Annotated in this window: 14 protein-coding genes; 8 read left to right on the top strand and 6 right to left on the bottom strand. The window is 68.0% G+C overall.

The window, feature by feature from the left end:
• Positions 1–28 precede the first annotated feature (28 nt).
• Both ACIHAA_RS13805 and ACIHAA_RS13800 read left to right on the top strand, forming a co-directional pair.
• Positions 29–967 (top strand): amino acid ABC transporter permease, encoded by a 939-nt coding sequence (locus ACIHAA_RS13805; RefSeq protein ID WP_399816524.1) that lies wholly within the window; start codon positions 29–31, stop codon positions 965–967.
• 50 nt (positions 968–1,017) lie between these two features.
• Positions 1,018–1,770 carry an amino acid ABC transporter ATP-binding protein gene (locus tag ACIHAA_RS13800; protein ID WP_399816777.1) on the top strand — a complete coding sequence of 251 codons (753 nt, stop codon included), beginning with the start codon at positions 1,018–1,020 and terminating at the stop codon, positions 1,768–1,770.
• Positions 1,771–1,825: 55 nt separating this feature from the next.
• Here ACIHAA_RS13800 and ACIHAA_RS13795 read toward each other — a convergent pair whose 3' ends face one another.
• Positions 1,826–2,593, bottom strand: a complete 768-nt coding sequence (locus tag ACIHAA_RS13795; protein WP_399816522.1) for a class I SAM-dependent methyltransferase — start codon at positions 2,591–2,593, stop codon at positions 1,826–1,828.
• Positions 2,594–2,694: 101 nt separating this feature from the next.
• Here ACIHAA_RS13795 and ACIHAA_RS13790 point away from each other — a divergent pair, with 101 nt between their 5' ends.
• A complete protein-coding gene (locus ACIHAA_RS13790) occupies positions 2,695–3,324 on the top strand; it encodes a CGNR zinc finger domain-containing protein (RefSeq protein ID WP_399816521.1) in 630 nt (209 codons plus the stop codon).
• On the opposite strand, the gene sodX is transcribed toward ACIHAA_RS13790, so the two are convergent.
• A complete protein-coding gene (sodX, locus tag ACIHAA_RS13785; RefSeq protein ID WP_399816519.1) occupies positions 3,228–3,662 on the bottom strand; it encodes a nickel-type superoxide dismutase maturation protease in 435 nt (144 codons plus the stop codon). The two genes, ACIHAA_RS13790 and sodX, sit on opposite strands and share 97 nt — an antisense overlap.
• Before the next feature lie 150 nt (positions 3,663–3,812).
• Here sodX and sodN point away from each other — a divergent pair, with 150 nt between their 5' ends.
• Positions 3,813–4,208 carry a superoxide dismutase, Ni gene (sodN, locus tag ACIHAA_RS13780; RefSeq protein WP_399816517.1) on the top strand — a complete coding sequence of 132 codons (396 nt, stop codon included), beginning with the start codon at positions 3,813–3,815 and terminating at the stop codon, positions 4,206–4,208.
• A 431-nt stretch (positions 4,209–4,639) separates the two neighbouring features.
• On the opposite strand, the gene ACIHAA_RS13775 is transcribed toward sodN, so the two are convergent.
• From ACIHAA_RS13775 to ACIHAA_RS13760, 4 genes are all read right to left on the bottom strand, one after another.
• The gene (locus tag ACIHAA_RS13775) at positions 4,640–5,185 is read right to left on the bottom strand and encodes an HAD domain-containing protein (protein ID WP_399816516.1); all 546 of its coding nucleotides are present in this window, start codon (positions 5,183–5,185) and stop codon (positions 4,640–4,642) included.
• Between the two features lie 33 nt (positions 5,186–5,218).
• Positions 5,219–5,911: a class I SAM-dependent methyltransferase gene (locus tag ACIHAA_RS13770; protein WP_399816514.1), complete on the bottom strand. Its 693-nt coding sequence runs from the start codon at positions 5,909–5,911 to the stop codon at positions 5,219–5,221.
• A gap of 1 nt (position 5,912) precedes the next feature.
• On the bottom strand, positions 5,913–6,824 hold the full coding sequence (locus ACIHAA_RS13765; RefSeq protein WP_399816513.1) for an aminoglycoside phosphotransferase family protein: 912 nt from the start codon (positions 6,822–6,824) through the stop codon (positions 5,913–5,915).
• A 77-nt stretch (positions 6,825–6,901) separates the two neighbouring features.
• A complete protein-coding gene (locus ACIHAA_RS13760) occupies positions 6,902–7,651 on the bottom strand; it encodes a hypothetical protein (RefSeq protein WP_399816511.1) in 750 nt (249 codons plus the stop codon).
• A 224-nt stretch (positions 7,652–7,875) separates the two neighbouring features.
• Between ACIHAA_RS13760 and ACIHAA_RS13755 the strand changes: the two genes are divergently transcribed.
• From ACIHAA_RS13755 to fxsT, 4 genes are all read left to right on the top strand, one after another.
• A complete protein-coding gene (locus ACIHAA_RS13755; RefSeq protein ID WP_399816509.1) occupies positions 7,876–9,132 on the top strand; it encodes a tetratricopeptide repeat protein in 1,257 nt (418 codons plus the stop codon).
• A 1-nt stretch (position 9,133) separates the two neighbouring features.
• Positions 9,134–9,664: an NUDIX domain-containing protein gene (locus ACIHAA_RS13750; protein WP_399816507.1), complete on the top strand. Its 531-nt coding sequence runs from the start codon at positions 9,134–9,136 to the stop codon at positions 9,662–9,664.
• A gap of 123 nt (positions 9,665–9,787) precedes the next feature.
• Positions 9,788–10,162, top strand: a complete 375-nt coding sequence (locus ACIHAA_RS13745; protein WP_399816506.1) for a hypothetical protein — start codon at positions 9,788–9,790, stop codon at positions 10,160–10,162.
• Positions 10,159–13,941 (top strand): FxSxx-COOH system tetratricopeptide repeat protein, encoded by a 3,783-nt coding sequence (gene fxsT / locus ACIHAA_RS13740; RefSeq protein WP_399816504.1) that lies wholly within the window; start codon positions 10,159–10,161, stop codon positions 13,939–13,941. Before ACIHAA_RS13745 ends, fxsT begins: the two co-directional genes overlap by 4 nt.
• Positions 13,942–13,954: the final 13 nt, after the last annotated feature.

Here is a 13,954-nt window from a genome sequence, read left to right as displayed (position 1 = left end):
GCCGCGCGGCCACTGAAAGGCACACTCCGTGACTGCTGACATCGACACCACGGCGGGCCCCCGGGACACTCCCCCGGCCGGCGCCGAGGCCATCAAGGCCGTTCCGGTCCGGCACTACGGACGGTATGTCACCGCCGTCCTCGCGATCGCGCTGCTCGTCGCGATCATCTACGCGTTCGGCCAGGGCCGGATCAACTGGCACGCCGTACCGGACTACTTCTTCGACCACCGCATCCTGACGGGTGTGGGCAAGACCCTCATGCTGACGGTCCTGTCCATGCTGATCGGTATCGTAGGCGGCATCGTGCTCGCCGTGATGCGGCTGTCGAAGAACCCGGTGACCTCGTCCATCGCCTGGTTCTACATCTGGTTCTTCCGCGGCACCCCGGTCCTGGTGCAGCTCTTCCTCTGGTTCAACCTGGGCCTGGTCTTCGAGTACATCAACCTGATGCCGTTCTACAAGGACTACTGGTCGAACTTCATGACGCCGCTGCTGACGGCGCTGCTCGGCCTGGGTCTGAACGAGGCCGCGTACATGGCGGAGATCTGCCGTGCCGGTCTGCTCGCCGTGGACGAGGGGCAGACGGAGGCGGCGCACGCGCTCGGCATGAGCCACGGCAGGACACTGCGCCGGATCGTCATTCCGCAGGCGATGCGGGTGATCGTGCCGCCGACGGGCAACGAAGTGATCAACATGCTGAAGACGACCTCGCTCGTGGCGGCCGTCCAGTTCCCCGAGCTGTTCCGCTACGCCCAGGACATCGGCCAGAACTCCGGCGCCCCGGTGGAGATGTACTTCCTGGCCGCCGCCTGGTACCTGATCATGACCTCGGTGCTCAGCGTCGGGCAGTACTACATCGAGCGGCACTACGCGCGCGGCTCCAGCCGCCAGCTGCCGCCGACCCCCTGGCAGAAGGTCAGGTCCGGGATGTTCTCCATCGGCCGTCCGAAGGGAGCCGCGGCATGACCGGGAAGCTCACGCGGGACGACACCTCCGCGAAGGACACCACCGTCCCGATGGTGAAGGCCGAGGGCGTCCACAAGTCCTTCGGCGCGGTGGAGGTCCTCAAGGGCATCGACCTGGAGGTGCGGGCCGGGGAGGTGTTCTGCCTCATCGGACCCTCCGGTTCGGGCAAGTCGACGTTCCTGCGCTGCATCAACCACCTGGAGAAGATCAACTCGGGCCGCCTCTGGGTGGACGGCGAGCTGGTCGGCTACCGGCAGCAGGGCGACAGGCTCCACGAGCTGCGCGACCGCGAGGTGGCGATGAAGCGCCGGGACATCGGCATGGTCTTCCAGCGCTTCAACCTCTTCCCGCACATGACCGCGCTGGAGAACGTCATCGAGGCGCCGGTCCAGGTCAAGGGCGCGAGCAAGGTCCAGGCCCGGGAGCGCGCGATGCAGCTGCTGGAGCGGGTGGGCCTCGCGGACCGGGCGGGGCACTACCCCTCGCAGCTCTCCGGCGGCCAGCAGCAGCGCGTGGCCATCGCCCGCGCCCTCGCGATGGATCCGAAGCTGATGCTGTTCGACGAGCCGACCTCGGCCCTGGACCCGGAGCTGGTGGGCGATGTCCTCGATGTGATGCGCGACCTGGCCGAGTCCGGCATGACGATGGTCGTCGTCACCCATGAGATGGGCTTCGCCCGCGAGGTGGGCGACTCGCTCGTCTTCATGGACGACGGCGTGGTGGTCGAGTCGGGCAGCCCCCGGGAGGTCCTGACCAACCCGCGGCACGAGCGGACGCAGTCGTTCCTGTCCAAGGTGCTGTAGGAGCACAGGCCCGAGGGGCGGTACGGGGATTCCGTACCGCCCCTCGGGCTGCGCGCTACTTCAGCGCGAGCAGCAGGGTGTCCGAGGGCGAGCACCACACCGGGCGGGCCTCGGCGAAGCCCTTCGCGCGCAGGGCCTGGGCGTGCCAGGCGGCGGAGGGCGTTTCGCCGTCGGCGTGCTCGCCGTAGATCTCGAAGCGGCGGGCGGTCGGCGCGGCGAGGACGGGATCAGCGGCCGCCAGCTGCCACCAGTCGGCCCAGTCGAGGGCGCCGTCCCGGCGGGCCCGCTCCCGGTGCTCGCGCCGCAGGGCGCTCTCGGCCTCGTTGATCCGGGGTGTGGTGTCGTCGGTCATGTGGTCGGCGTTCAGGAAGACACCGCCGGGCCGGACGAGCCGGGCGAGGCGGCCATAGAGGTCCTCCAGCGGACCGGTGCGCAGCCAGTGGAGAGCTGTAGCCGTAAGAATCACGTCGTAGGAGTCGTACGGCAGGAGCGCGGTCCAGTCGGGGTCCTTGAGGTCGGCCTCCACGAAGGTGACGCGGTCGTCGCCCTGGAAGGTGCCGCGGGCGATGGCCAGCAGCGCGGGGTCGAGGTCGACTCCGGTGCTGGTGGCCCCGGGGAAGCGGGCGAGCAGCCGGGCGGTGATGGTTCCGGTGCCGCAGGCGAGGTCCAGGACACGGGGGGTGTCGCCGGTGAACGCCTGCACCATGTCGAGCATGATCCGGAAGCGGTCCTCGCGGTCGGGCATGTACCACTCCTGCTGGCGGTCCCAGCTCTCCTGCCAGGCACCCCAGTCCGTCCCCGCCGTGGTGTCCGTATCCGCCATCGCGAGCCTCCGTCCCCTGTCGTCTCGTAATACCCTTGATGCGCGATCGGCTGTTACCCGACCTCGCCGACGACCATAGAGCGCCATGGTAAGGACTACAAGTGGAACTGGCCCGTTACTCGGATTTCGCCGTACGCCTCGTCAACAGCGAGGAACCGGTACGGGGCAAGGACACGCTCACCTCGGTGGAGGCCGTGCGCGACCTCTTCGGCTCCAACAAGTCGGCGGCCCGCCGCGCCACCGACGCCGACATCACCCGCTTCCGCTCGATCCGGGCCCGGCTGCGCGCGGTGTTCGAGGCGGCGGACCAGGGCGACGAGACACTCGCGGTGGACCTGCTGAACTCCCTGCTCATGGAGTTCCCGGTGAGCCCGCAGATCTCCGGACACGACTACCGCAGCGAGGACGGGCGCCCGCTGTGGCACATGCACCTCGCCGACCACCCGTCGAACGCCACCGCGGGCTTCGCGGCGATCGCCGCGATGGGCCTCGCCGTCCACCTCACCGAGTACGGCGTGGACCGGCTGGGCCTGTGCGAGGCGTCCCCGTGCCGCAACGCCTACCTGGACACCTCGACCAACCGCTCCCGGCGGTACTGCTCGGACCGCTGCGCCACCCGCGCCAACGTGGCCGCCTACCGCGCCCGCAAACGCCTGGAGACCGACCGGTCGCCCAGCACCGGCCGGGCCGCCGTGAGCGCCCAGCGCACCACCGCGAACAGCGAGCGCTGACCCGCCCCGGGCCGCCGGTAGCGCAGCCGCACCCGCCCGAGGACCAGGTCCTCGGGCACGGCGCCGAAGTCGGTGCTGTCCCCGCCCGCGTACGGATTGTCGCCGAGCACCCACCAGCCGCCCTCACGCCGCTCCACGGCCCGCTTGACGACCAGCAGGTCCTGCTGGAAGGGATGCCGCAGGACGATCACATCACCCGGCCTGATCCGGGCGCCGTAGTGGACCAGCAGCTGGTCCCCGTGGTGCAGCGTCGGCACCATGGACGGCCCCCGCACCTCCGCCACCACGAAGGGCAGCAGTGCCCTCGTGCGCTCGATCTCCTGCGACAGCTCCGGCATCACCGGCACCTCCCCGTCCGATCCTCCACCAGTCCCGGTCCCAGTCTGACCCCGGACCGTTGCCGCAAGGCCATGAGGGCGCTCGCGAAATCCCCTCGCCTCCGGAGTAATCTCGCACCCGAGAAGACGATCACGAGGAAGGACAGCTTTATGCTCGCCCGCCTGTTTGCCCCCAAGATCCAGGTCAGCGCCCACTGCGACCTGCCCTGCGGCGTCTACGACCCGGCCCAGGCCCGGATCGAGGCGGAGTCGGTGAAGGCCGTGCAGGAAAAGATGGCCGCCAACGACGACCCGCACTTCCAGGCTCGCGCCGTTGTCATCAAGGAACAGCGCGCCGAACTGGCCAAGCACCACGTCTCGGTCCTGTGGAGCGACTACTTCAAGGCCCCGCACTTCGAGAAGTACCCGGAGCTGCACCAGCTGGTCAACGACACCCTGAAGGCCCTCTCGGCCGCCAAGGCCTCCACGGACCCGGCAACGGGCCAGAAGGCCCTGGACCTCATCGCCCGGATCGACGAGATCTTCTGGGAGACCAAGAAGGCCTGATCTCTAGCCAGGCCGTCTGACCTGCACTTCCGCAGGTCGCACCGCCACCCTGCCCGCACCCGGCCCACAGCCCGCCAAACCCGGCACGGCTGACGGACCGGGTGCGGTCCTTTTTCGCCCGGCCATGGGTGGGCGTAGATCCGCCATACCGCCAGAGGCGAACTCCGATCCTCACCCGGGCGGCTCGATGGCGTCGGGCCATGATGGAGGGTCCCGTGGTCGCGCCGGTTGAAGCCGAGTACCGGTGCGTCTGGGACCGCTTCTACGACGAGTTCATGTTCCGGCCGAGTACGTGACTTGCGTATGGACAGTTTTGGGCGCCCTTGGGAAGAGTCCCTCTGCCTGTACGGCGAGGAAATCCTTGCATAGGCAGCCAGGCCCACAGTGCACCATGCTGCCCTCGCTGCCCGCGGCAGCGAGGGCATCAGCCGTCAGGCGGCGCGGGCTGTGGGTAACTGCGCGACCCACCTCGTGGCCTCGGTCAGATGCTCGAGCTGTAGACCGAGGTGCGGGTCGGGCTGAATGAGGAGGGTCGCCGTTCCTTTCGCAGCGCGCTCCACTGCCCATTCATGGTCGAGGCCAGTGAAGTCGTCGTCGATCCAGACAGCGGGGGCGTCGCCCAGCCAGGCGTCGACGTGATCACGCTTCCACAGGTAGCCGCTGGGGTGGCTGGTGGTGATCTGCGGTCGCGGGAGATCGACGTACGACAGGTTCGGAAGGCCGAGGAGCGGGCCGATGAGGGTGGTGGCGTCCTGGCGCCAGCTGGTGCACCAGACGGGGGTGATCAGGCCGGTACGGATCACGTCCATGAGCAGACGGCCGTGGTCGGGGTTGAGCCAGACGGTGACCGGGTTGTCGGCGCTGCGGCCGGTGGGGACGACGTCGTGGCGGGCGTGAGTGGCTGGGGTCGAGCCGTGCTCGTCGGGGAAGGGTATGAGGACGCCGTCGATGTCCAGGAGCAGGTAAGGCGGGCGCATCGGTCCTCCAGAGGCCGGGGCGAGGGGCGGCGGTCAGAGCTTGCGGGCGCGGATCAGCAGGGTGGTCGGCCAGTGGCCCATGCGGGGGTCGTTGAAATCCTGGGCCGACGTGAGCCAGAAGCCCGCCCGGCTGAGGTGCCTCTCCCACCGGTCGGTATCGAACTCCCATCGGGCGATGGGGAGCCGGGTGCGGTCGGGCAGGGTGACGAAGTCGCGGCGAGGCCGGTCGTCGCCGGAAGGACTTCGGCCGCCGCGTTGCGGGTGCGGGACGGAGAAGACGAGCACCCGGCCGGGCGGGAGGCGCTGTGCGATGGCTGGCAGCAGGAGCTCAGGAGCGACGAGACCGATGGCCCCGAAGACGGAGTAGATCGCGTCGAACTGCTCGTCGGAGGCGTGCAGGTAGTGCAGCGCGTGACCGGCGACGAAGGTGAGGTTGTTCAGCCGTCCGTAGTGGGAGCCGGCGCGGCGGACCTGGAGGCCGACCAGGTCGACGCCGGTGACATGGGCACCGTGGCGGGTCGCGAGGTGGGCGGCGTTGTGGCCGAGGCCGCAGCCGAGTTCCAGGAGACGCTTGCCGCGCAGATCGGGGCCGAGGATCTCGGCGCCGGGCCCTTGGGCGGGCCTCGTGGTCCACTCCATCCGGGCAGGTACGGCCAGAGGTTCGGCAAGCCCGGCAGCGGTGCGCTGGAGGGCATGGGCGTGCCATGGGGATGCTTGGGCGAGCACGTCAGATCTCCAGGAGGTGGAGGACGTCGGTGAGGTGGCGGCGGACGGCCTTGATGTAGGCGGGGTCGGTGGCCGGGTCGTTGATCCAGCGGAGGGACTGCTCCGTGAACCACTCGACGGCCCACATGCGGTGCCAGCCCAGGGCCCAGTTCTCGGCGGTGAGTCCGCCGCGCGGGGCGAGGGCATCGGGGGTGCCGCCTGCGGTGACGTACTGCTCCAGGAAGACGCGCAGGCGCACGGGGCGCGGAGGCTCGATGGTGCCGTGCCAGGTGGCGAGGTCGAGCAGGCCGGGACCCGTGAAGGCGCGGGCGAAGTCGAGCAGCCGCCAACCGCGCTCCCCGATGTGGAGGCTGGTGGGGTGAAACTCGGAGTGCACCCAGCCGAAGGGGGCGATCGTCGCTCCGGCCGAGCGGGCTTCGGCGGCCTGGGCAATACGATCGAGCGCGTCTTCGACGTCGTTGGCGTCCTGCCAACGGTCGGACTTGCGCAGTCGCCCGAGGTGTTCCAGCGCCCGGCTGGGCAGCGTGCGCAGTTGGTTCTGGTCGAGGACGGGCAAGGGCGGAGCCGTACGGGTGCCGTGCAGGACCACAGCCGCGGCGACGCCGTCGAGGTCGTCGGCCTCGCGGACGGACGGTCCGAGGTCTTCCATGAGCATGCCGAGCCAGCCGTCCAGGACGGCGGAGGCGTGGACTTGGGGGACGGGGACGCCGAGGGTGTGGGCCAGGTGGAGGGCCTGGTCCTCGCTGTCGAAGGGCTTCTTGGCGTACTTGAAGATGGCCGTGGAGCCGTCGGGGAAGGCCACGCGCTCGACGCCGGACATGGACCACACGCGCACCTCCTCCCGTACGGCGGTGGTCTGGCCGGTCGCGGTGAGCAGGCTGTCGAGGAGTTCGGCGCTGGGGTTCATGGTCACAGGAGTGCTCCGGGGATCTGGTGGGCTCCGGGGCGGGCGGGAGATGCCGACCCGCCCCGGAGCCTGATCGGGTGGAGTTACGCGGCGGGGTTCACGCGGTGGGCGTAGACCTGCTCGATCCAGCCCGCCTTGAACGCGGCGAGGTCGTCGCGGAAGTTCGCCATCGAGGCACCGTAGGGTGCGACCACGCCGCCGGACTGGTCCGGCACGGACTGGCAGCCGTGCACGAGCCGGCCGCCGAGCGCGGCGTGGGCCTTGATGGACTCGATCCGGCGGTGCTCGTTGAACCAGCCGCCGTGGTAGACCTCGTCGAGCAGACCGCCCACCTCGTCGTCCAGGTTGAAGACGACGGAGGTGGCGGCGGGGAAGAACCAGCACGGGCCGACGTTGGAGATATGACCGTCCAGCTCGACCTTGTTCAGCGCCATCAGCGTGGCCGCCTCGCGCAGCATCCGCAGGTGCTCGGCGGTGATCTGCGGAAGTCCGAGGCCGTTCAGGTGCTCGTCGCGGAAGAGGTACGCGTACACCTCGTACGCAGTGGCCAGGACGCGGGCCGCGTCGGAGGTGGACTCGCTGTGCTGCTTGATGAAGTCGAGCGCGAGCTGCTCGACCGTGCTCTCGGCAGTCTCGTCCACTTCCAGGAGCTGGGACTTGACCAGCTCCCAGTCGGCGACGAGCCAGGTGTTCGACTCGAAGCGGAAGAAGTACTCGGCCGGGTCGATCGTGATGTGCCGGCCGTCGACCAGGATGCCGGGCAGGCGGCTCCAGCGCGGGTCGAACGCCTCGGGTAGCTCGACCGTGATGGCCGTGGCGTCGATGGTGGTCACCGTGTCTCCGTCTCTGATAGGCCGGGTTCGGGCACAGGGATGCCCGAGCCTGGTGTGGGCGTACGGAACTTCGGGGTGCCGCCCGGACCCAAGGGGGAGCCTGGATCACGGTCGCGCCGTTCCGGGCGGCTGCTGATAAGTGAACCGGTGGTCACGCTCAGTGGGTACGGTAGAAGGCAGTTGAAGCGGTATACGCGGTTTACAGCTCCAGGGCGGAGGCGATCGTGGCGGCGCAGAGAGAACCCAACTCCCGTCTGCGCGATGCCATCGCGGTGGTCGGCTGCACCTTCGAGGCCCTCGCCAGAGACGTGTGGCGCATCGCCGCCGAGAACGGCGAGATCCTCCAGACGAACAAGTCGGCCATCTCGCACTGGGTGAACGGCACCCGCGCCCCGTCGGGCCGGGTAGGCCAGTACCTGGCCGAAGCACTGTCCCGTCGAGCGGGGCGCACGATCACCCAGACCGAGATCGGCCTCCAGGCCGGTGATGACGAAGAGCCGGCGGAATCCGACCCCGTCCTCGCCGTCACCGACCTGGGCCGCGCCGACGTCGAACGCCGCCGCTTCCTCGCCATCGCGGCCTTCACCACCGCTGGCGTCGCGATGCCGCTCGGATACGACCACGAAGCCACCGCCCGCATGCTCCGCGCCCGCACCGGCACGTCCGTGGTCGGCGCGGAGGACGTAGACGTCGTACGCCAGATCACCACGGCCTTCAGCGCCGCCGACGAGCGCCTCGGTGGCGGGCACGGTCTAACCACCGTCACCGCGTACCTCGCCGACACCGCTGCCCCGATGCTCCGCGGACGCTTCCCCTCGGAGCCGTTACGCCGCGCCGCCTTCGGCGCCGTCGCCGAACTCGCCTACCTCGCCGGGTGGAAGCACCACGACCTGGGCCACGAGGGCGCGGCCCAGCGCTACTACCAAGTCGGCTACCAGCTCGCCTGCGAGGCCGACCTGTGCGGTCACGCCGCCTGGATGATGCGCGCCCTCGCCCATCAGTCCCTCAGCCTCAAACAGCCCCACCACTGCGTCGACCTGGTCGAAGGGGCCCTCACCCGCGGCCTGGGCCACGTCGACGGCCAGACCGAAGCGCTGCTGCACATCACCCACGCCCGCGCCTACGCCGCGGTCGGCGCGAAGCCCGCAGCGGCTCGTGCCCTGCTCGCCGCCGAAGACGCCCTCCTGCGCGACGACGGCCCCCAGCCCAGCTACTCCCGCGTCAGCGGCCCGGCAGCTGGCACCGTCGCCAGCCACACCGCCCGCACCCTGACCGACCTCGGCGACAGCCTCGCTGCCCAGGCACGCGCCGACGAGGCCGTCGCCGCCTGGACGCAGGCCCTGGTCCTCATGGAGGGAATGACCTCCGACCGCACCCGCAAGGCGATCACCTCGATCCGCTCCACCCTGGCGGTCTACCAGAGGCGCAAGGTTCCCGGCGCCGCCAATCTCGCTCGCCGTGCCCGCGAGGCCCTCGCCTAACATGCCCAACAACCCGCCTGATGAAGGGAACACCGTGACTCAGCAGACCGACGACCAGCCCAAGGCCCTCAAGCCGGCGCTCGAATCCATGACCCTGCTGGTCGCCGCCGTCATCGTCCACGACAAGGCAACCAACCGCGTCGTCCTGCTCCAACGCAGCGAGAACGCGAAGTTCGCCCAGGGCATGTGGGACCTCCCCGTCGGCAAGAGCGAGCCGGGCGAACCCATCACGGAGACCGCCGTCCGCGAGCTCTACGAGGAGACGGGCCTCACCGTGAAGCCCGAGTCCCTCAAGGTCGCCCACATCATCCACGGCGCCTGGGGCGTGGAGGCCCCCAACGGCTTCCTCACGGTCGTCTTCGCCGCCCACGAATGGACCGGCGAACCCGAGAACCGCGAACCGCGCAAGCACGCCCAGGTCCGGTGGGTCGACGCCGACACCATCCCCGCGAACTTCGTGGAAACCGCTTCAAGCGCACTCCACCGATATCTTGCGGGAGGCCCGGAAGTTTCCCTCGACGGCTGGCGATAGAGACGCCAGTGCCCCGGATGCCCAGGGTCCGCCGTGGCCGCAACCACGAGACGCCGTCCAGGCAGCCCCCACGCCAGTAGAGTGGTGTCCGGCCGATAACGTATGTAATTCCCTGGAGTGCAGATGGACTTAGCATTCACCGAGCTGGCACTTGCGGCATTGGGCGGCGCCAGCGGAAGCCTAAGCGAAGCTGTCGTGACGGATCTCTGGCAGCGCCTCCGGAGCCGCTTTTCCAGCGACGACCAAGCCATTGCCGTCTTGGACACGCGAAATAGCAACGATCAGGCTGCCGTCACCCTCCTTGGTGAGGCGCTGCGCCGCGAGGCTAGAGCCGACCCGGAGTTCCGACGTGAGATGGAGGATTGGGTTTCACTCCTCGCTCAGCCTAAGGGCGCCGCCATCAACACCGTGCGGAATTCTCACGGTCTGAATGCGCCCGGGGCAACGTTCAACGGCGAGGTGCGCATGTCCTTCGGGCAGTCCGAGCAGGCGCGATGACGACGAACCCGTCCGAGTCCGCTCGCGACGCGACAGCGAACAGCGTCATGGGCTCCACGGGTCTCAACGCTCCGGGGGCAGTTTTCCACGATGCGGTCAACATCAACGTAGTGACGGGTCTTGCCGCCCCCACCCCATCCCTCCAGGAGCTGCTCGCACTCGGCTCCGTGGAGGCCCCTTATGGCAGGCTCCCGGAGGCCGTGCTGGGCCGTGACGGAATCCTCACGGTCCTCAAACAGACCATGGACGATCCACGTGTCCAAGTCCTATCCGGGATGGGAGGTGTGGGGAAGACCACGGTCGCCCTGAGCGCAGCTGAGCTGGCCAAGAGGGCAGGGGTCGAGGTCTTCTGGATCCAGGCCGGATCCGCGGCAGCCGTGGCCGACGGGATGCGGCACGCGGCCCTCATCGCAGGGGCCCCGGCCGAGCACGTGGCTCACGCCTGGGAAAAAGGCGGACGGCCGGCGGCCGATCTGGTCTGGCACTATCTGGCGAACATGGACCGCCCGTGGCTGCTCGTCTTCGACGATGCCGACGATCTCGACGTACTGTCCTGCCCAGGCGCCGCGCTGTCCGATGCCACGGCCTGGGTCAGGGCCCCGATCGGCAAGTCACATGGTGTCCTCGTCACCACGCGCGACGGCAACAAGCGATCTTGGGGCGACCGGATCGCACACTTCCACCAACTTGAGGTCTTGGAGCTCGAATTCGCAGGCCAGGTCCTCCAAGAACGGGCTCTCACGGCGGGAGATGCGGACTCCGCCAGGGCCCTGGCCGACCGGCTCGGCTCCCTGCCGCTCGCACTGCACCTAGCGGGTACATACCTGGCCATGGCACACGGCGATCCACTGGCCGAAGCACAAACCTTTGCCGAATACGCCGACGTACTCGACGACTCTCCGCTGTTCCTCGATGACGCGGCCGAGGGCGTGCACGGGGATCTACGCAACGAGGAAGCCCGGGCGCGCCGAACCATTGCCGGTACGTGGGAACTATCCCTATCTCTCCTCGAACGGCAGGGCACAAAGCATGCCCGTGGCTTGCTCCAGTTGCTGTCCTGCTTCGCCCCGACGGCCTCGCTACCGAACGCTCTGCTCGCCTCTTCCGTCATTGCCACTCTGCCGATGTGGCCCGCGAAACTTCCACCCCGAGTAATCAGATCTGCCATGAGCGGTCTTCGCAGGTTCGGCCTCATCGGGGTCAACACAGGTTCGGCGGAAGCCGTCTATCAGATCCATCGGCTCGTGGCTGAGGTATCGGTCGGCCCGCTCCTCACGGAGCCCGGGGAGTACCGAGGGGTATGGCACTCGGCCGCCGATCTGCTGGTGGCAGCCACCCCGTACATGGAGGATCCGCGGGATCCGAGCTCCTGGCCGGCCTGGCAGGGACTCATCCCGCACTGGCAGGTGATGCTCCAACGGCTGCCGCAATGGGGTACCGCAGCCGATGACCGTCTCAACGGCGTGTTGATCGGTGCCGGAGTCGCCGTTTCTTACCTCCATTTCCGGGGCGAATACACGGCGGCCTGCGAACTGGCGGACGAAGCATTGGAGCAGGCGGATTCCGCAGAAGCCGCCCCCTGGGTCAGGGTGAACATCCGCAGGCACCGGGCCATCGCAGTCGAGGAGATGGGGGATCTGACGGCGGCGGAGTCCGAACTCGACCTCATTGCGGAGGAGTGCGTTAGACAGTTCGGGGAGGACGACCCCACCACCCTGACCGTGCGCTACCAGCGGGCGAGGGTGGCATGTCAGCGAGGGAAGCTCAAGGAGGCGGAGCGCGAGTACGACGAGGTGATCCGCCATGAAACCCGGCTGTTCGGCGCAAAAGCGGCCACTACGTTGCGTTCGCGGCACGGCCGCGCGATCTGTATCAGGGGCATGGGTCGCCTAAGTGAAGCGGCGGACGAGGGAAGGCTGGTGCTGGAAGGACTGCGAGCCGAGCTGGGAGAGAAGCACCCTGACGTCCTCGAAGCCCAGCACGAATTCGCGATTTCGCTGCGGGATCAAGGTGAGAATGACCGTGCCGCGGAGGTCTTCCGCCAAGTCCTCGACCTCGAAGAAGAGGTTCTCGGAGTCGAGCACCCGTCCGCGCTGATCACTCGCGCGAACCTGGGCACCACCCTCGTCCTACAAGAGGAGTTCACCGCAGCAGAAGCCGAGATTCGGGCCGTGCTGGACGCTCGGACACGCATCCTGGGGCCCGATCATCCCGAGACACTCGACGCGCGTCACAGTATGGCCATGCTGCTTACACAGCAAGGGGAGCTCGACGCAAAGAGCGCTGCGGCGGTCTTCGCCGAACTAACCGACGCGCAGACAAGGCAGCTCGTCGACGACCACCCCAACGTATTGGCAGGTCGTAACAGTCGTGCCGCGGCACTCCGCTCCTTGGGTGAACTGGCCGAGGCGGAATCGGAGTATAAGTCGATCTTGGATTCGACGACTGCGCGCCATGGGGAGCATCACCCAGTCACGCTCAATGCCCACTACGAGTGGGCCATGGCCGTGGGGCGCGTCGGGCGAACGGACGAGGCCGTATCCGAGGTGCGTAACGTCCTGGCCCTCCAGGAAACCGTGCTCGGCAGCTCCCACAGCAACGTCGCCAGTGTCCGGGCGTCGCTGGGCACGCTTCTACTGCAACAGGGAAGCCTTGCCGAAGCCGAGGAGCAGTTGCGGCAAGCGCTGAATAGTCTGCCGGAGGGTGACGGGGGGCGTCTGGATGTCCGGCACGATCTAGTGACGGTGTTGCACGCGCGTGGAAGGCTGCGAGAGGCCATCCGCCAACTGCGGGGGATCGCCGACGAGCAACGGCAGAAGTTGGGACCCGCACATCCCGACACGATTACCACTCGCAACAGTCTCGGGGTCGCACTGAAAGACTTCGGGAGGCTCGATGAGGCAGCTTCCGTCTACCGCGAGGCACTCAGAGACGCGGCCCACAAGCACTCCGACGAGCAGCCTCTGGTGCTGACGCTACGACACAATCTCGCCGTCATTATGCGCATCCAAGGAGATCTCGACGAAGCAGAGAAGGAACACTCACGAATCCTGAATATCCAGGAACGTAGGTACGGGCTTGAGCATCCCGAGACGCTCACCACTCGGCTTTCCCTCGCCCGCATTCTGGATGACAGGGGATCCGCCGCGGAAGCCGAAGCCTCGTTCAGGGAAGTTCTGTCAGTATGCACCCGCGTCATGGGGCCTGATCATCCAAGGACCCTATCCGTCCAGGGGAACTTGGCATATCTACTGGCCGAGCAGGAGCGTTTCTCTGAAGCGGAGGAGGAGTACCGCGATGCACTGTCTGCGTGCCTGAAGACCCTCGGAGACAATCATCCCGAGACACTGACAAATAATCACAACCTGGCCATGACTCTGGGAAACCAAGGGAAACTCGCAGAGGCCATCCCCCGTTTTCGTGACGTTGTGGAGCGTCGGGACCGCACGCTGGGGCCTCATCACCCGGAGACGCTGATAGCACGCAAGAACCTCGGTGAGGGTCTGAGCAGGGCAGGGCAGCTGGCAGAGAGCGCTGCGGAGTTCAAGAGAGTGGCGGACGGTTGGGCACGTACGCGCGGTGCAGACCACGACTCGGTCTGGGACGCACGCTACCGTCGAGCTCAGCTGCTGTGGGAAGCCGGACAGCCACGTGCCGCGCAGGAGGAGCTCGAAGCTCTGCTGGACCACGCCCTGGAAGTCCGACCGGATGGGGATCCACGTATCACTACGCTGCAACGGGTGCTAATGGCCGTCCGTGCCGACGATGGCGATTCCTAGCGTCAGCAGCTAC

The sequence above is a fragment of the Streptomyces sp. NPDC052040 genome, assembly GCF_044548405.1.
Lineage (GTDB): Bacteria > Actinomycetota > Actinomycetes > Streptomycetales > Streptomycetaceae > Streptomyces.
This window is presented reverse-complemented; position numbering and strand designations above follow the sequence as displayed.